Source organism: Novosphingobium huizhouense, from assembly GCF_020179475.1.
In the GTDB taxonomy this organism is placed as follows: Bacteria; Pseudomonadota; Alphaproteobacteria; order Sphingomonadales; family Sphingomonadaceae; genus Novosphingobium; species Novosphingobium huizhouense.
The window spans coordinates 1,072,680-1,089,656 of record NZ_JAILXZ010000001.1 but is presented as its reverse complement, the minus strand read 5'-3'; the positions used below and the strand labels follow the sequence as shown (position 1 = coordinate 1,089,656).

Sequence of the window (16,977 nt, the reverse complement as noted above, 5' to 3'; positions counted from 1 at the left end):
TCAGCCCCCCAGCGCGCGGTGGCAGGCCAGCACCGCGCGCGCCACTTCGACCTGCGCGTCGCGCACCGCGTCGATTCCGTCGATCTGCACCGCCTCGGCGCTGCGCAGCTGGTCGCGGCTGATCTCGCCGACCTTGTAGGCCTTGCCCGCGCGGTCGGCCGCGCGCGCCAGCGCTGCGGCCTGCTCCTGCCGCGCGTCCAGCGCCGCGCGCGCCGTGGCGAGCCGCGCGAACGCGCTTTCGACCTGCTCGCCCGCGCGCAGCACCGATCCGCGGTAGCTCGCCAGCGCTTCCTTCTCCGCGCCCTTCGCCCGCTTGATCTCGGCATCGACACGGCCGAAGTCGAACAGTCGCCAGCGCAAGCCGACCGCGCCCTGCACCGTCGCCGAATCGCCGCTGCCGAACGTGCCGAGCGTATTGGTGGCAAAGCCGAACAGCCCCGACAGGCTGAGCTTGGGCCAGTATTCTCCCAGCGCCTGGCCCACCCGCGCATGGGCGGCGCGCAGCTTTGCTTCGGCTACCACCAGATCCGGCCGCCGCCGCAGCAGGTCCGAGGGAACCCCCGCCGCCGGATCGCCCGCGACCGGGATGCCCTGCGCCTGCGCCAGCTCGGGCAGGTCCGCCGAGGCGGGCTTGCCGACGAGGATCGCGAGCCGCCCCTTGGCCACCGCCACCCCGCCGCGCACCTGCGGCAACAGCGCGTCGATTACCGCTAGGGTCGCGGTCGGCTCCTCCAGCGCGTTCGCCGCCGCCTCGCCGGTCGCCACGCGCCTGCGCATGATTTCGAGCCGCTCGGCCGCGATCGTGCGCCGCGTCGCGAGCGCGGAGAGCTGCGCCTCGCTGCCGCGCAGGCCGAGGTAGGTGTCGACCAGGTCGCCCACCACCGCCAGCCGCGCCGCGTCGGTCCCCGCCTGCGCCCCGACGAGATCGGCCAGCGCCGCCTCGCGCCCGCGCCGCAGCTCGCCGGCGAAGTCGATGTCCCAGCCCGCCTCGATCGCCGCCGCCGCGCGGTTCTGCGTGCGCCCGAAGCCCGGCACGTAGCGCGCCAGCCGCCCGATCCCGTCGTCGAGCGACTGCTGCGAGCGCGCGAGCGATCCGGTCACGTTGGCCGAGGGCAGCTGGCTGGCCTTCGCCATCCCCGCCGCGGCGCGCGCCTGCTCGACCCGCGCCAGCGCCACGTCGATGTCCGGGTTGGCGACGAGCGCCTGCTCGACCAGCGCATCGAGCGCCGGATCGCCGAAGTCCTTCCACCACGCCCCCGGCGCCGGGCGCGGCGTCGCCGCCGCCGCCTTCCACGCATCGGCCACCGGCAGCGCCGGCGCGCGATAGGCGCTGCCCGCCGCGCAGCCCGCCAGCAGCAGCGGCGCCGCGATCACCAGCCGCTTCATGCCGTCGCCTCCTTCACGCTGATCACCGGCTTGCGCTTGCGCTCCGCGCGTTCGGCCAGCAGCAGGTACATCACCGGCGTCGCGATCCGCGCCAGCACGGTCGAGGTGACGAGGCCGCCGATCATCGCAATCGCCATCGGCGCGTTGAGCCCGTTGCCTTCGACCGCCAGCGGCAGCAGCCCGCCGATCGCGGTGATCGAGGTCAGCAGCACCGGCAGGAAGCGCAGTTCGCCCGCCCGCTCCACCGCCGGGCGGATCGCCATCCCGTCGCGCCGCAGCTGCTCGGTGAAGTCGACCAGCAGGATCGAGTTCTTGATCTCGATGCCGACCAGCGCGATCAGCCCGATCGAGGCGGTGAACGAGAGGCTGTAGCCGGTCAGCCACAGCGCCGCGACCGCGCCGAAGAAGCCCAGCGGCACCACGCCCGCGATCACCACCACGTTGCGGAAGGTGCCGAACTCCAGCACCAGCACGGCGAGGATGCCGACCGTCGCCACCACCACCGCCGGCAGCAGCCCGCCGAAGCTGCGCGCCTGCGCCTCGGCCTCGCCCGCCACCTTGAAGCCATAGCCCGGCGGCAGCACCAGCTCGCGCTTGAGCGTCGCGATCGTTGCGGTCGAAGCCCGGCTCGAGAGCACGCCGTCGTTGACATAGGCGGTCAGCGTCACTGCGCGCTCGCGCTGCACCCGCTCGATCTGCGGCACGCCCGATTGCAGCCGCACGCTGGCGAGCGCCGACAGCGGGATGCTGCCGCCCCCGGCGCTCGAAACGAACACCCGGTCGAGCGCGCCGATCTCGTTGCGCCCCTGCATCGGCAGGCGCACCGTCACCGGGTAGTCGTCGCCGTCGCGGTCGCGCACGATCGCCGGGCTCGCGCCGCCCAGCGCCACCTGCACCGCCTGGCGCAGCGCGCCCGCCGGCACGCCCAGCGCCCGCGCCCGCGCCTCGTCGACATCGAGCACCACGTCGGTCCGCGCCGCGCGCACCGGATTGGCGACGTCGCGCAATTCGGGCATCGCGCGCATCAGGTCCTCGCCCTTGTCGGCAAGCGTGCGCAGCGTGTCGAGGTCGGGGCCGACGATGCGCACCGCGATCGGCGCCTCGATCGGTGGCCCCTGCTGGAAGTTGACCAGCTTGATCCGCGCGCCGGCCATCTGCGCGAACCTGGCGCGCAGGCGCTCCTGCATCTGCGGCGTCTCGCGCGGCTTCCATTCCTTGAGCGAGACCTGCACTTCGGCGGTCGCCGGGTCTTCCGGATTGGGCAGCGCGTTGTAGTAGAGCCGCGGCCCCCCGCGCCCGACGCTGGCGACGGTCCAGACCACGTCCTTCTCGGCGCGCACCACCTGCTCGACCTTGCGCACCATGGCGTCGGTGGTGGCGAGCGCGGTGCCGCGCGGCATCTCGATCTTGATGCTGAACTGCGGCAGCTCGGCGGGTGGGAACAGGCTGGTGCCGATCGCCGCCACCAGCGGCACCGACAGCAGCGAGATGCCCAGCACGATCGCGAGCGCCAGCTTCGGCGCCTCGAGCGCGCGGTGCAGCACCGGCGCATAGACCCGCTCGATGCCGGTGGTCATCACCTGCAGCAACGGGTTGCCGTGGCCATCGCCATGGCGCGGCAGCAGGCGGCTCGCCGCGAACGGCATCAGCGTCATCGCCACGATCAGCGAGCCGAGCACCGTGCCCAGCACCGCCACCGGCAGCGAGCGGATGAACGCGCCCGCCGCTTCGGGCAGCGCCACCAGCGGCAGGAACGCGAACATCAGGCAGGCGGTGCAGCCCAGCACCGCCAGCGCGATCTGCTGCGTTGCCGCGATCGCCGCGGTCATCCGGTCGGCGCCCTCGCGCAGCCAGCGCGCCACGTTCTCGATCACCACGATGGCGTCGTCGACGAGCAGGCCGAGCGAGATGACGAAGCCCGAGATCGCCATCTGGTTGAGCCCCACCCCGGTCGTCGCGAGGATGCCCATGCCGATCAGCAGCGACACCGGAATCGAGATCATCACCACGCCCGCCGCGCGCCAGCCCAGGGGCAGCAGCGTGAAGGCGACGATGACGAAGGCGAGCAGGAAATCGCGGGTCAGCGCGCCCAGCCGGTGGCGCACGTTGTCGGCCTGGACGAAGCCGATCTGCAGCTTGACGCTGCCCGGCAGGCTCAGGCGGAAGCGGTCGACTTCCCCGCGCACGAGGTCGGTCAGCCGCCGCACGTCCTGCCCGTCGGCCTGCTCGGCGGTGACGAGCAGCGCGCGCTTCCCGTCGAAGCGCACGATCTGGGTCGGCTCGCGCTGCGCCCATTCGACCTGCGCCACGTCGCCCACCAGCACCGGGCGCCCGCCGTCGACCTTGACCGGCTGGCTCCGCACCGTGGCGAGATCGGGATAGGTCCCGGCATAGCGCACGTTGAAGCGGCGGTTGCCGGCGTTGACCGTGCCGATCGGGGTGTCGGCGCCGCCCGCGCGCAGCGCGTCGATCACCTGCCCCGGGCCGATTCCGAGCGCCGCCATGCGCGCGGTGTCGAGCGCGACGCGCAGCTCGCTGACCGGCGAGCCCAGCACTTCGGCCTTGCGGATGCCGGGCACGCGGGCCAGCGCATCGCGCAAGTCCTGCGCCTGCTTGTCGAGCGCGCGCATCGGCAGGATCGGGCTCTCCAGCGCGACCTGCACGATCGGCACCCCGGTCGGACGCGCGCGCTGCACCTCGAACCGCACGATCCCCGCCGGCAGCGTGGCACGCAGCGCGTTCGCCTCGCGCACCACTTCGTCGTACTTGCGCTCGGGATCGGTGCCCCAGACATATTCGGCGTGGACCTGGACGACCCCGTCGCCGGTGGTCGAGCGCACCTCGCGCAGGCCGTCAAGCCCGGCGAGCGCGTCCTCGATCGGCTTGGTGACCTGCTGCTCCATATCCGCCGGGGTGGCCCCGGGCAGCACTGCGATCACCGAATAGTTCGGGAAGTTGAGCTGCGGGTCCTCGGTGCGCGGGATCGACAGGAAGGCGTTGATGCCGAGCGCGATGACCATCGCGAAGGCGAGCAGCGAGAACTGCCAGCGCTTGACCGCGAATTCGATGATCGCGTTCATTCGCCGGTCACCCGCACGGCTTCGCCTTCGGCGACGAAGCCCGCGCCGGCGGTGATCACGCGTGCGCCGCGCGGCAGGCCGGCGACGCGCGCGGTGCGATCGTCGAAGCCGGCAAAGCGCACTTCGACGCGCCGCGCGCGGCTCTGCCGGTCGATGACGTAGACGAAGGCGCGCGCGCCTTCGGCATCGAGGATCGCCTCGGCCGGAATGTCGGCAAGCGTAGCGCTCGCGGCCCCGGCGGCAGGACCGGCGGCCGCTTCGCGCGCGAACCGCACCGAGGCCGAAAGGCCGCTCGGCAGCGCCGGCGGCTGCACCAGCGCAAGGTCGACCGCCACGGTCCCGGCGCGCGGATCGCTCGCCGCCCCGATCCGGATCACCCGCGCCGCCAGCGGCTGCGCCATGGCCGGGACCAGGACCTGCGCGGCAGCGCCCGGGCGCAGGCCCGCCGCGCGGCCCGCGGGCAGCTGGGCGGTGGCGATCAGCGGCGAGGAGAGGTCCGCCACCATCGCCACCGCCTGGCCTCCCGCCACCGTCTCGCCGATCTCGGCGCGGCGGGACAGCACGACCCCGGCAAAAGGCATTGTCAGGGTCGCGCTCGAAAGGTCGTAGCGCGCGGCGGCGACCGCGGCGCGCGCCGCCGCCAGCGCATCGCGCGCGTCCTTCGCCTGCGCGTCGGACACCGCGCCGTCGGGCGCCAGCGTCGCATAGCGCGCCGCCGCGCGCGACAGGCGGTCTTCCTCGGCCTGCGCGCGCACCAGCGCCGCGCGCCAGGGCGTCGCATCGATGCTGGCGACGACCGCGCCCGCGCCGAGCCTCGCGCCTTCGCGCGGGGGGCTGGAGCCCAGCCGGCCGGGCAGCCGGAACGACAAGGTGGCCTCGCGCTCGCGGTGGATCGTGGCGGCGAAGCTTTCGCCCCATGGCGTCGCGCCGGCGGCGCCCGCTGCGCCCGCGCCGTCCCCGCCGTCCACGCCGCCGATGGTCACCGCACGCACCGGCGTCGGGCCCTTGCCCGCCGCCGCGGCCGGCGCGTCGGCCTGCCCCCGGCTTGCGCCGATGGCCACCAGGCCAACTGTCGCGACCCCTGCGACTATGGCAATGACCTGACCCCTGCGCATCGGCGAATCCCCTATCCCTGATAGGCTATCTATGATAGGTTGCAAAATGCAATGTCAATCGGGTTCGATCGCGATCACGAAGAAAGCAGAAAGCAAGGCATGAACACGGCGGGCGCCCATGGCGCGGAGAAACGCGGTCGCGGGATCGACCGGCGCGAGCAGATCCTGCAGGTGGCGCTGCAACTTTTCGCCCAGCACGGCATGGCCCAGGTCTCGACCCGGCAGATCGCGCGGGCGGTGGGCATTTCGCAGCCCTCGCTCTATGCGCACTTCGCCAGCGCGCACGAAATCTCGGCGGAACTGTGCCTGCGCGCCTTCGCCGGGCTGTCGGCGGCCTCGCGCAAGGTGCTCGAGGCGCCGGGCACGGCGCGCGACCGCTTCTACCGGCTGGGGCGCGCCTATATCGACTTCGGGCTCGCCCACCCCGACATGTACCGCCTCGCCTTCATGCAGGAGCCCGACGAAACCGTCTCGCAGCTGGTGCAGCAGGGCAAGGACCCGGTGATGGCGGCGGGCCAGGGGGCCTTCGACCTCGCCCGCCAGGCGCTGGCGCAGATGCTGGGCCGGACCGAGGCGGAGGTCGAACTCCAGGCCCAGTCGATCTGGGCCTCGGTCCATGGCCTCACCGCGCTGCTGATCGCGCGGCCGATGTTCCCCTGGGTCGATCGCGAACGGCTGATCGAGCACCACCTCGCGGCGATCTGCGCGCCTTACGAGACCGCCGCCGCGTCCGGTTGACGGCGTCCTTGCATATGCAAGGACGGCAAGAGCTGTCCTACATCGCGCGGGCGCTGTACAATCGGCCGGCGATGACCACCAGAATCGTCTCTTTCCAACGGGTTGCATGTGCCGGGCATGCGGCGTTCGGCGGACGCCCGGCGGACTGCGATTTTACTCCCTGGACTGTGTCAACCCCGTCAACCCCGCGGCTCAGAAATCGATCGAGGCGCTCGCCCGGAAGGTCCGCGGCTGGCCCTGCAGCAGCGCCGCCGAGAACACGTCGAAGGCCGAGGCCCAGAAGCGCTTGTTGGCGACGTTGTCGACGCCGAAGCGCAGCGTGACCGGCTTGTCGGCGGCCACCAGCACGTAGCGCGCGCCAAGGTCGAAGCGCGTCCAGGCCGGGATTTCGAGCGTGTTGGCGACGTTGACCGCCTGCTTGCCGGTGTGGACGACGCGGCCGGTGAGGGTAAGGCCGGTCGCCGGCACGTCCCATTCCACCCCGGCGTTGCCGGTCCAGTCGGGCACGCCCACCGCGCGGTTGCCCTGGTTGATCCCGCCGCTCGTCCGCCGCAGCTTGGCGTCGACCACCGAGGCGCCGCCGATCAGCCGCAGGCCCTTCGCAACCTCGCCGTTGACGGTGAACTCGATCCCTTCGTTGCGCTGCAGGCCGTTGAGCCCGAAGCGCTTGAGGCCGCCGCCGATGTCTACCGAGTAGCCCACCGGCAGGTCGATGCGGAACAGCGACAGGCCGGCCTCGATCCCGCCGACGCGCAGCTTGCCGCCAACCTCGTACTGCGTCGACTTGACCGGCTCGAGCACTTCGCCGGCGTTGACCACGCTCGGATCGATCGGCGCGGTCGGCCCCTGCTGCAGCGCCTCGATGCGGTTGGCGAACAGCGACAGGCCCTCGGTCGGCTTGACCACCAGGCCGACCACCGGGGTGATCGCCGCCTTGCGGTAGGTGCCGGTAAGCGATCCGTCGCCATAGCTGTAGCTCTTGACCTCGATGTCCTGCAGCCGCACCCCGCCGGTCAGCAGCACGCGGTCGCCCAGCAGCCCCACCGTGTCCGAGACGAAGGTCGAGAGCAGGCGCGTGCGGCTGATCGGGAACGGATCGTCGAGATTGCCGCCGACCAGCGCCGAGGCGGGCAGCGCGACCTGCGGGGTGTCGTAGATGTTGGTGGCGAACCCTGCGAAGCCGGGACCGTAGCGGAAGTCGTAGGCATTGCGGTTGACCTGCCACACCGCGCTGCCGCCGATGCTGATCTCCTGCGTCACCGCGCTGCCGAGCTTCACCCTGAGGCCCGCCTCGAGCGCCTCGTTGTTGTCGGTGCGCGGCACGTAGAGCCCGTTGCCGTTGGCCGCGCCCGTGCCTGCGTCGAGCACGGTCACCCCGCCGTAGATCCCCTGCTCGCTGCCGTCGCGCGCGCCGCCGGTCACGTAGAGCATCGCGTGCTCGCCCAGGTCCTGCTCGAAGCGCAGCACCCCGAACACGTCGCGCAGGTCGGTGTAGGTCCAGTCCTGCGCGTAGTTGGCATCGGCGCGCGGCACCTTCGGGATGGTCGCGGTCCCGATCGTCACCTTGGGCCGCAGCCCGTCGACCTCGACCTTCTGGTAGCCGAGATCGAGGAACAGGCGGGTGTTGTCGTCGCGCCAGTCGAACGCGCCGCCGATCACGGTGGTGCGCCGGAACTCGCCGCCGATCGCGACGTCGCCGGTGCGGAACGCGGCATTGACCCGCACCCCGAAGGCACCGTCCTCGCCGAAGCGGCGCGACACGTCGAAGCTGCCGCCGAAGTTGGCGTCCGAGGTATAGCCGACCGTCACGCGGCTGAGCGGATCGGCGCCCGCGCGCTTCAATTGCAGGTTGACGCTGCCGCCGAGCGACGAGCCCCCCGGCGCCGCGCCGTTGAGGAAGGCCGAGGCGCCGTTGAGCACCTGAACCGACTGGAACAGTTCGGGCGCGACCAGCTGGCGCGGGGCGATGCCGTAGAGCCCGTTGAGGCCGACGTCGTCGCCGTAGAGCGCGAAGCCGCGGATGACGAACTGCTCGGCGGCATTGCCGAAGCCGTAGCTGGTGCGCACCGTGGGATCGTTCTCGAGCACCTGGCCGAGCGTCTGCGGCTGCTGGTTGAGGATCAGCGCCTCGTTGTAGCTGCGCACGGTGAACGGCACGTCCTCGGCCTTCTTGCGGCCGAGCGCGCCGAGGTCGCCCTCGCCCATCACCCGCGTCGCGTTGAGCGCCTGCGCGGTGACCACAATCTGGTCGGGCGCATCCTCGGCCGCGAGCGCCGGGGTGGCGGCGACGCAGGGAACGAGCGCGGTGGCGGCAAGCAGGGTCAATCGCTTCATCATGGGGCGCTTCATCATCGGGTCTTTCGGACAGGAACGGCGCGCCGGCGGCGGCGCCAGTGGAGGAGGAACAGGACGAGCGGCAGGCCGGTGGCAGCGGCGCACAGCGCGTCGCGCCAGCCGCTGCCGGTCAAGCCGAGGACGAGGCCGCCGAGCGTGAGCGCGGCGACCAGCAGCGGCGCGCCGAGCGGGCGCCACGGCGTGCGGGCGCGGCGCCCGCTCATGCCGCGCGCGCCTTGCGCTTGCCCCACCACAGCGCGAAGCCGCTCCACAGCACGCGGATCGTGGCGAGGTCGAGCAGCGCCCAGACGAGCTTGAGCGCAAGGCCGCCGTAGTCGCCGAAATGCAGCGGTTTCGACAGCATTAGCGCCTGCATCGACAGCGGCATCGCCCGCACGTCGGAAAGGTGCGCAGTCTCGGCATCGACCAGCACCGGGGTGAGGACATGGCTGGTCAGCGGCGTGTCGCCCTGGAAGAAGATCGCGTAGTGCCGCGTCGAGGAGAAGGACCCGCCGGGAAAGCCGACGAACTGCGGCGCAAGCCCGCCTTGCGCCCGCTGCGCCGCAGCCATCGCCGCGTCGAGCGAGCCGTAGCGCGCCGGCGGCAGCGCCGCATCGCCGTGCCGGGCGGCGACCATCTGCGCGAGCTCGCCCTGCCGCCACAGCGCGGTGAGCGGATCGGCGAAGGCGTTGATCACGCCGGTCGCGCCGACCACCAGCGTCCAGCCGAGCAGGAGCGCCCCGAGCAGGTTGTGCTCGTCGAGGCGGCGCACGCGCTCCGAGCGGTCGAAGCGCAGCGTGCCGAAGGCGAGCCGCCGGACGAAGGGCACGTAGAGCACCACGCCCGAAACGATCGCGGCAAGGAACAGCAGGCCCATCACCCCGAGGAACAGCATCCCCGGAAGGCCCAGCAGCAGGTCGGTGTGGAGCTTGAGCAGGAGCGGCATGATCCCGTGGCGCGCGACTTCGCCGACGCTGCGTCCGGTCGCGCGGTCGTACGAGAACAGCCGCATCTGCGCTTCGTCCGCATCGGGGCGCGGCCCGAAGGTGACGGTGATTAGCAGGCTGTCCTGCGAAAAGCCGACGAACAGCGGCACCCCTTGCGCCCCTGCCGCCCTCGCGTAGTCGGCCCGCGCCTGCGCCACGATCGCATCGAGCGGCCGCCCGCCGCGGGCCGAGGCTACGCCCGCCAGCGCCGTCTCGCCCGACCAGGCGTCGATCTCGTCATGGAAGATCAGCGGCAGCCCGGTGACGCACAGCAGCAGCAGCGCGAGCGTGCAGACGAGGCTGCTCCACGTGTGGACCCATGCCCAAGCCCTGATCGACCCTGCCCGCATGGCTGGCGCGGCTAGGCGATCGGGCGGTTCCCGTCAATGAGAATTATTCGCATTAGCGACGCAACACCAGCGTCACACCCCGAGCTTTTCCAGCGCCTGCTCGAGATCGCGGCACAAGTACGGCTTGGACAGGAAGATCGACCCCTCCACCGGTTGCGCCTCGGTTCCGGGGTAGCCGCTGACGTAGATCACGCCGGTCTGCGGCGAAACGGTGCGGATGCGGCGCGCCAGCTCCCAGCCGTCGATCGCGCCCGGCGTGCGGATGTCGGTCACCAGGCAGCCGAACGAATCGCCTGATGCGATCATCCGCCAGGCCTCGTCGCAGGTCGTCACCGGCACCACCTCGAAGCCCAGGTCCTCGAGGTCCTCCTGCGTCATCACCCGCAGCAACGGCTCATCTTCGACAAGACAGATCCGCGATCCCATGCGCTCCCCCGGCTCAGTCAGAGGCCCGAGCCGGGATCAACAGCCTGACCGTGGTTCCGGTTCCCGGGGCGGATTCGATTTCCACCCGGCCGCCCATCTGCTCGATCGTGCCCACCACCTGGCTGAGCCCGAGCCCGGTGCCCTTGCCGAGGGCCTTGGTCGAGAAGAACGGCTCGATCGCGCGTTCGAGCGTCGCTGCGTCCATGCCGCAGCCGGTGTCGGCGACGCTCAGCTCGACCCAATCCGGCGCGTGGAGGCGCGTGCGGATCGTTACCCTGCCCTCGCCCGAGATCGCGTCCCTTGCGTTGAGCCCGAGGTTGAGCAGCGCCACTTCGAGCTGTGACCGATCGACCAGGCACGGCGGCAGGCCCTCGGCGAGATCGAGCTCGATCGCGATCTGCGCACCGATGGTCTGGTCGAGCAGCTCGGCCGCGGCGCGTGCCACCGGGGCAAGGTCGTGCAGTGCGCGCTGCATCGGCTGCTGGCGCGTGAAGGCGAGCAGCTGGTGCGTCAGCTTGGCGGCCTGCGCCGCCCCGGCCAGCGCATTGTCGAGCGCGCGTGCGCCTTCGGGCGTCGCCGCGCCCTTGCGCTGCGCGCGATCGATGCTCCCGACGATCACGCCGAGCAGGTTGTTGAAATCGTGCGCGACGCCGCCGGCAAGCTGGCCCATCGCCTGCATCTTGTAGGACTGCCGCAGCATTTCCTCGGCCTTGGCGCGCTCGATCGCCTCGCGCTGCAAGGCCTCGTTGGCGCGTTGCAGCTGCGCCGGCGAAGGGATCGCGACCAGTCCCGGCAGCAGGCGCACCAGCAGGACCGCGGTGACCAGCGAGGCGAGCGCGGTGACCGCCTTGACCAGGCCTTCCCAGCCGTAGGCCGGGATCCACAAGGTGACGATCGAGAGCACATGCGTGAGGCCGCAGGCAAGGATGAACAGCGCGAAGGCGCCGATCATCCAGCCGAACCTGATGTCGCGGCGGATCATCAGCAGGCGCAGCAGCACCAGCGGAATCGAGAAATAGGCGGCCGCGATCACCGCGTCGGAGGCGACGTGGGTCCAGATCAGGCGCGGTTCCCACAGCAGGCAGTACCCGTGCGGGGCGAGCCCGCGCACCGCGAGGAACGACTGCAACGAATCGAGCACGTGATGGTCTCTCCGCACGGACCGCCCGGCCGGCCGCCCGTTCCCCCGGCAGATACGCCAATTCGCCGCGCGAGGCGATGCCCTTAGGGCCGTACCGCCCCCGGAATTGAAGGACTTACGCCTTCCTCGCGGGCGCCGCTGGCGCCGCCGGCCGGGCGCGCCCGCCGCATCGCCCCTTCGGCCGTGCCGGCGCCGTCCGGGCCGGGCGCAATCCGCCGGCCGCCGCCCGCGGGGAAACGGCGGCGACGGCCGGGCGCGCCCGCGCTCAGCGGCTGCGCGTGGGCGTATACCAGATCGGCGAGGACCAGGCGCGCTGCTGGATGGTCGGCGCGACTTCCTTGGGCAGCGGCAGGCCGAATTCGATCGCACGCAAGGTGGACCAGCGTGGCGTCGGGATTTCGAGCACGCGGACGTAGTAGACCGCGGTCTGGTCGGCCTTGAAGGTCGGGTCGGTCCACACCGTCGCCAGGCGGGCGGCGCCGATCGAATTGTCCCACTTGCCGGTCTTGAGATCGACCGTGCTGCCGATCGCGGAGAGCTTGCCGGTGTCGGGATCGATCTTGCGCGCGCCGCTGGCGGCATTGCCCCAGGCAACGTCGAAGATCTTTTCCTGCTGCTTGCCCCCCTCGACGTAGACCTTGACCACCTGCACGCGGTCGAGGTTGCCGCTCAAGGGATCCTTGACCGCCTCGATCACGAAGTTCGGCGCCTTTCCGGCGCGGGCCTGCGGCAGGTCGCCCCCCATCGGCACGCCGAGGCGGTAGGCATCGTGGACCCAGTTCGGCTTGGCGACGAAGCTGCGGGAGAAGTCCCAGCCGCCGAAGAAGCGCAGCTTGAGCCGGCTGCCGCTGGTGGCATAGGTCTCCTTGCGGCGGAACGCGGCGTAGATCGCGTCGCGGGTATTGGCCTCGGCCCAGACGCCGGTCAGCGCACCGGGGCTGAGGATCACCGGATTGAGCCCGACGCTATGCGCGGGCGCAAGGCCGAGCTGCTCCTTAGCGCTATCGTCCTTGAGCTTGCCGCCGCCGAGGTTGGCGCCGGCAATGCCGCCGTATTCCTGCGCGGTCGAGACCTGCAGGCCGCCGTGCAGGTCGCTCGACCCTTCCGCGCCGTCCTTGTACGGGTTCACTCCGAGCTTTTCCTGGAGCACGAGGCCGCGTCCCAGCGCATCGCGCCAGTATGAGCCGGCGGGCTTGCTGGCGGTCGTGCCGATCAGCAGCTTGTCGAAGATCTCGTAGTTGGCGAACTCGTCGTTGGCGGCGAGCGCCGGGTGGGTCTCGCTGGTGCCCTTGTTCTGCGAGACTTCGGACAAGGGCTCGTTGGTGGCGCGCAGCTGCGCATAGGCTTCGTCGATCGGTTTGCCGTCGAGCGAGGTCCAGTCGTACATCAGCCCGTTAGAGGCATTGCCGTTGTGCGGAATGGCGAGCGCTTCGTAGCCCTGCCCGCGGATCTTGGCGAGCCAGGTCCACAGGTCCTTGGGGTCCTTGCTGTCGATCGAGGTGAAGGGCGCGGGCGCCGTGTCCCCCTTGAAGATGACGTTGCGATGGAGGTTGGCGCCGCCGGGCATCGAGGTCCACTCGTAGGCGATGAAGGTGGTGAACTTGCCGGGCGCATAGAAGCGGTTGGCGGTCTCGATCTCGCGCGCCCAGGTCGAGGCGGAGACTTCCGCGGCATTGCCGCCGAGACGCGTGCCACCGGTGATCAGCCCGACGATCTTGACGAAGTTGGCGACGCCGCCCTCGCGCGCCAGCTTGCCGATGTCCGACAGCGAAAACTCGCTCTTGGGGTCGTCGAGCTGGTTGAACACGCCGAGGTTTTCGGAGTGGTCGGTGACCGCCTCGAAATCGAGCGGGAAGCTGCGCTTGATCGGCGCGCCGAGGTACTGGATCGTGTCGCCGCGGGCGAAGCGGTAGGCGTCCTCGGGCGTGGTGCGCGTGCCCATCAGCACGTAGGCGTCGAACGAGTTGGTGGTGTGCAGATGCAGGTCCCCGAAGAAGGCCTGCTTGTCGGGGAAGGTCTCGATGCCTGCGGGCGCAGCGCTTTCGCTGCGGGCCGGCTGGCTGGCGGACGCCGCGCCGAAGCCGATCAGGACATGGTAGGCGAGCGGCGCGGCGATGGCGGCGCCGGTCAGCCAGCGGGTGCGCTTGGTCATGGGACATTCCCTCCTGTTGTGTGCTTGCACGTCATGCGAAGTCGATCACGGCGTGGAGCCGCTCGAGGAACCAGAAGAAGGAGAACGAGCCGATCGCGTAGCTCGCGGCCGTCCAGGCGATGCGCGGCGTGGCGGCGGGCCAGCGCAGGCGCTTGAGGCCCCACAGCGCGGCCATGACAGCGGCGACGAACAGCAACTGGCCGATCTCGACGCCTAGGTTGAAAAGGAACAGCGAGGCCGGGATGTTGCCCTGCGGCAGCCCGATCTGCTTGAGCGCGCCGGCGAAGGCCGCGCCGTGGAGCAGGCCGAAGCCGAACGCGACGAGCCATGGCTGGCGCTGGGTCAGCCCGTCGGCGCCGCGCTGCTTGCGCACCAGTTCGACCGCGAGGAACAGGATCGACCAGGCGACCATCGCCTCGACCAGCGCGGGGTCGAGGGTCATCAGCTTGAGCGCGGTGAGCGCAAGCGTGATCGAATGGGCGACGGTAAACGCGGTGATCGTGCGCAGGAGCTGCCGCCAGCCCGAGCTGAGCAGCAGCAGGCCGAACACGAACAGCAGATGGTCGACACCGGTGAGGATGTGTTCGACGCCGAGCACGAGATAGGCGGGGACCGCAGCGCCGGCGTGCGCGTCGATCGTCATCGCGGGCTCGCCGGGCGTCAGCACACGGCTTTCCTCGTCGCCATCGGGCAGGTGGATCAGCAGCAGAGTGTCGGTGATCGTCTGGTCGAGCCCGTCGACGCGCACCTCGCGCCCGTCGAGGCCCTGCGGACCGAGGTCGACCCCGTCCCAGTGGCGGATCTCGAAGTTGGTGGCGGTCTCCACCCGGTGCGCCCGGCCGTCGATCAGTCCGCCCGAGATGCGCGGGCGCAGCGGCACGACCAGCATGCCGATGCTCGGCTGCTTCCAGGTGACGTCCGCCTTGCCGTCGGGCCGGGCGACGATCTCGAGGAAGGCGGGGCGGACTTCATGCGCACGGGCCGACGCCGCGCCGGCAAGGAGCGCGACGAGTGCGAGGAAGGCGCGCAGCAGATGCATCAGCGTACCTGCGGCACGGTGACGGTGTAGCGCGCGCGCAGCGCGGTCCATGCCGCGTCGTTGCGCGCCTTGCGGTCGGCCTCGATCCAGTCGCGGCGGACGTCGGCGCGCGCCTCGTCGAAGCTGCGCGGGCGAGCCGGGGTCAAGTCGGTAACGCGCACGAGGTGCCAGCCGAAGCCCGAGCGGAACGGACCGGCCCAGCGGCCCCGGGGCGCAGCGAACACGCCCGCGGCAAAACCGCTGCCGCCGAACACGCGGTCGACGTCCTCGTGGGAAAGCGCGACGATCCGTGCCGGGCCAGGGAAGGTGTCGCCGGGCGTCGCGTCGGCATTGGCAAGCGCAGCGGTGGCGAGCGCCCTCGCTGCGCCATCGCCGCGCTGGTCCGGCGCGAAGTAGCGCTGTTCGAACGAGACCTTGGCCGGCTCGGCGAAGCGCGCGGCGTGCGCAGCGTACCAGTCACGCAGCTGGCTCTCGGCGGGCTCGCGCGGGGCGGCCTGGTCCTGTTGGAGGAAGTCGAACTTCTGCGCGATGCGGCGGCGGACGATCTCGTCGTTCTTGTCGAGCCCGAGCGCGAGGCCCTCGCGCAGGTAGATTTCCTCGCGCACGGCGTTGTCGATCATCGTGCGCATCTGCCCGGGGCTGGCCTGCGCGCCATATTGCTGGGCGTAGGAGTTGGCGATGCGCAGCACATCGGCGTTGGTGAGGGTGAGGTTGTAGCGCGACTGGCGCTGCTCGATCACGTGGCTGACGAGGAAGATGCCGATCCCGATGGCGACGAAATGCGTCAGCGGCTCACGGACGACAGCGCCGATCCAGCGAGGCAATCGCTCGGCCAGCGCCGTCATTGGTCGATGCCGTAATGGTCGGCGACATGCTGGCCGGTGATCCCGTGGGTGTACGATGCAGGATCGAGGGGCAGCATGGTCTTGTCCCACTCAGCCCAGCGCTGCGTCAGGTCGGCGTAGATCTCGGGCTTGCGCAGCTTGAGGTTGGCCCGCTCGAGCGGATCGGCGACGACGTCGAACAGGAACGTGTTGCCTTCGAGCTTGAGGTATTTGTAGCGGCCCTTGCGCGCGGCCTGCTGGCCGTGCCCCTTGTATCGCCAGAACAGCGTGCGCTCGGGCAACGCGGCGCCTTCGAGCGCAGGGCGGATGTCGATGCCGTCGGGCGCATGGGCGCTGTCCGGCGCGGTTCCTGCCGCGGCGACGAAGGTCGGCAGCCAGTCCATCGACATGATCTGCGCATCGCTGGTGGCGCCCGGCCGGGTCACCCCGGGCCAGCGCACGATGGCGGGAATCCGCAAGCCGCCCTCGAGCAGCTCGGTCTTGTGACCGCTGAAGGGCCAGGTGTCGGAAAACCGTTCCCCGCCATTGTCGCTGGTGAACACGACGATGGTGTTGTCCGCCTGCCCGCTCGCCGCGAGCGCATCGAGCACGCGCCCGACCTGAAAGTCGAGGCGGGTGACCATCGCCGCATATGTCGCGGCGCTGCCGCCGTCGTAGTGGAACTGCGCCTCGGGATCCTTGAGGGCGGCAAGACGGCGGGATTCGGCCTCGTCCGCGGAGCTTTCCCAGGGCCAGTGCGGCGCCGTGAAATGGAGGCTCATGAACCACGGCCGCGAGCGCTGGCCGAACGCGCGCAGCACCTCGATCGCGTGGTCGGCCAAGAGGTCGGTGGTGTAGCCCGCCTTCTCCAGCGGGGTCGGGCCGTCCCACAGGTCGGGCTTGCCGTTGGCGGAAGCGTGCGAGAAGTAGTCGATGGCCCCGCCGCGCAGGCCCCAGAAATGCTCGTACCCGCTTTTCAGCGGATCGTAGGCGGGAAGGCTGCCGAGATGCCACTTGCCGACCAGCGCGGTGGCATAGCCCGCCGCGCGCAGGAGCGAGGGCAGCGTCGGATGCTCGGGCGGCAGGCCGACGTTCTCGCGGTTGGCGAGCGGCTCTTCCAGCCCGACCGGCAGGCGGTACTGATAGCGCCCGGTGATCAGCGCCACCCGCGTCGCGGTGCAGACGGCGCTGTTGGCATAGGCGCTGGTGAAGCGCAGTCCTTCGCTCGCCAGCCGGTCGAGCCGCGGCGTCTGGTAATCGCGCCGTCCGTAAACCGACAGGTCGGCATAGCCCATGTCGTCGGCGAGGATGAACAGGATGTTGGGACGCCGCCCGGTCGGCGCGGACCGCACGCTTTCGGGCATGGCGGCGACGCCTGCCGTGGCGGCGGCAAGCGAAAGGGCGGC

At 71.0% G+C, this 16,977-nt stretch carries 13 protein-coding genes; 1 reads left to right on the top strand and 12 read right to left on the bottom strand.

Translation table 11 applies throughout. The annotated features are described in order from the left end of the window. The 3 genes from K3A85_RS05390 to K3A85_RS05380 are packed head-to-tail and all read right to left on the bottom strand — an operon-like array spanning window position 1 to window position 5,527. On the bottom strand, window positions 1–1,386 hold the full coding sequence (locus K3A85_RS05390; protein ID WP_225205457.1) for an efflux transporter outer membrane subunit: 1,386 nt from the start codon (window positions 1,384–1,386) through the stop codon (window positions 1–3). After that, window positions 1,383–4,466, bottom strand: coding sequence for an efflux RND transporter permease subunit (locus K3A85_RS05385; protein ID WP_225205456.1), 3,084 nt, complete (start codon window positions 4,464–4,466; stop codon window positions 1,383–1,385). Before K3A85_RS05385 ends, K3A85_RS05390 begins: the two co-directional genes overlap by 4 nt. Beyond that, complete coding sequence (locus K3A85_RS05380) at window positions 4,463–5,527, bottom strand: efflux RND transporter periplasmic adaptor subunit (RefSeq protein WP_225205455.1); 1,065 nt, start codon at window positions 5,525–5,527, stop codon at window positions 4,463–4,465. The genes K3A85_RS05385 and K3A85_RS05380 overlap by 4 nt, the downstream gene beginning before the upstream one ends. A gap of 153 nt (window positions 5,528–5,680) precedes the next feature. On the opposite strand from K3A85_RS05380, the gene K3A85_RS05375 reads away from it, so the two are divergent. Beyond that, entirely contained in the window at window positions 5,681–6,319 is a 639-nt protein-coding gene (locus K3A85_RS05375; RefSeq protein ID WP_225205454.1) for a TetR/AcrR family transcriptional regulator, read from the top strand. A gap of 192 nt (window positions 6,320–6,511) precedes the next feature. Here the strand turns inward: K3A85_RS05375 and K3A85_RS05370 are convergent, their stop codons facing one another. The 9 genes from K3A85_RS05370 to K3A85_RS05330 all read right to left on the bottom strand — a co-directional run bounded on the left by K3A85_RS05370 (window position 6,512) and on the right by K3A85_RS05330 (window position 16,935). Continuing rightward, entirely contained in the window at window positions 6,512–8,668 is a 2,157-nt protein-coding gene (locus tag K3A85_RS05370) for a TonB-dependent receptor (RefSeq protein WP_225205453.1), read from the bottom strand. Then, window positions 8,668–8,877 (bottom strand): hypothetical protein, encoded by a 210-nt coding sequence (locus K3A85_RS05365; RefSeq protein WP_225205452.1) that lies wholly within the window; start codon window positions 8,875–8,877, stop codon window positions 8,668–8,670. Before K3A85_RS05365 ends, K3A85_RS05370 begins: the two co-directional genes overlap by 1 nt. Beyond that, entirely contained in the window at window positions 8,874–9,989 is a 1,116-nt protein-coding gene (locus K3A85_RS05360; protein ID WP_225205451.1) for a PepSY-associated TM helix domain-containing protein, read from the bottom strand. The genes K3A85_RS05365 and K3A85_RS05360 overlap by 4 nt, the downstream gene beginning before the upstream one ends. Window positions 9,990–10,061: 72 nt before the next feature. After that, window positions 10,062–10,415, bottom strand: coding sequence for a response regulator (locus K3A85_RS05355; RefSeq protein WP_225205450.1), 354 nt, complete (start codon window positions 10,413–10,415; stop codon window positions 10,062–10,064). A gap of 13 nt (window positions 10,416–10,428) precedes the next feature. Beyond that, on the bottom strand, window positions 10,429–11,556 hold the full coding sequence (locus K3A85_RS18105; protein WP_225205449.1) for a sensor histidine kinase: 1,128 nt from the start codon (window positions 11,554–11,556) through the stop codon (window positions 10,429–10,431). A 265-nt stretch (window positions 11,557–11,821) separates the two neighbouring features. Beyond that, entirely contained in the window at window positions 11,822–13,708 is a 1,887-nt protein-coding gene (locus K3A85_RS05345; protein ID WP_225205448.1) for a DUF3604 domain-containing protein, read from the bottom strand. A 31-nt stretch (window positions 13,709–13,739) separates the two neighbouring features. Further along, window positions 13,740–14,747 carry a HupE/UreJ family protein gene (locus K3A85_RS05340; protein WP_225205447.1) on the bottom strand — a complete coding sequence of 336 codons (1,008 nt, stop codon included), beginning with the start codon at window positions 14,745–14,747 and terminating at the stop codon, window positions 13,740–13,742. Continuing rightward, window positions 14,747–15,592 (bottom strand): peptidyl-prolyl cis-trans isomerase, encoded by an 846-nt coding sequence (locus tag K3A85_RS05335; protein ID WP_225205446.1) that lies wholly within the window; start codon window positions 15,590–15,592, stop codon window positions 14,747–14,749. Before K3A85_RS05335 ends, K3A85_RS05340 begins: the two co-directional genes overlap by 1 nt. Then, window positions 15,589–16,935 (bottom strand): sulfatase family protein, encoded by a 1,347-nt coding sequence (locus K3A85_RS05330; protein WP_225205445.1) that lies wholly within the window; start codon window positions 16,933–16,935, stop codon window positions 15,589–15,591. Before K3A85_RS05330 ends, K3A85_RS05335 begins: the two co-directional genes overlap by 4 nt. Between the last annotated feature and the right edge of the window lie 42 nt (window positions 16,936–16,977).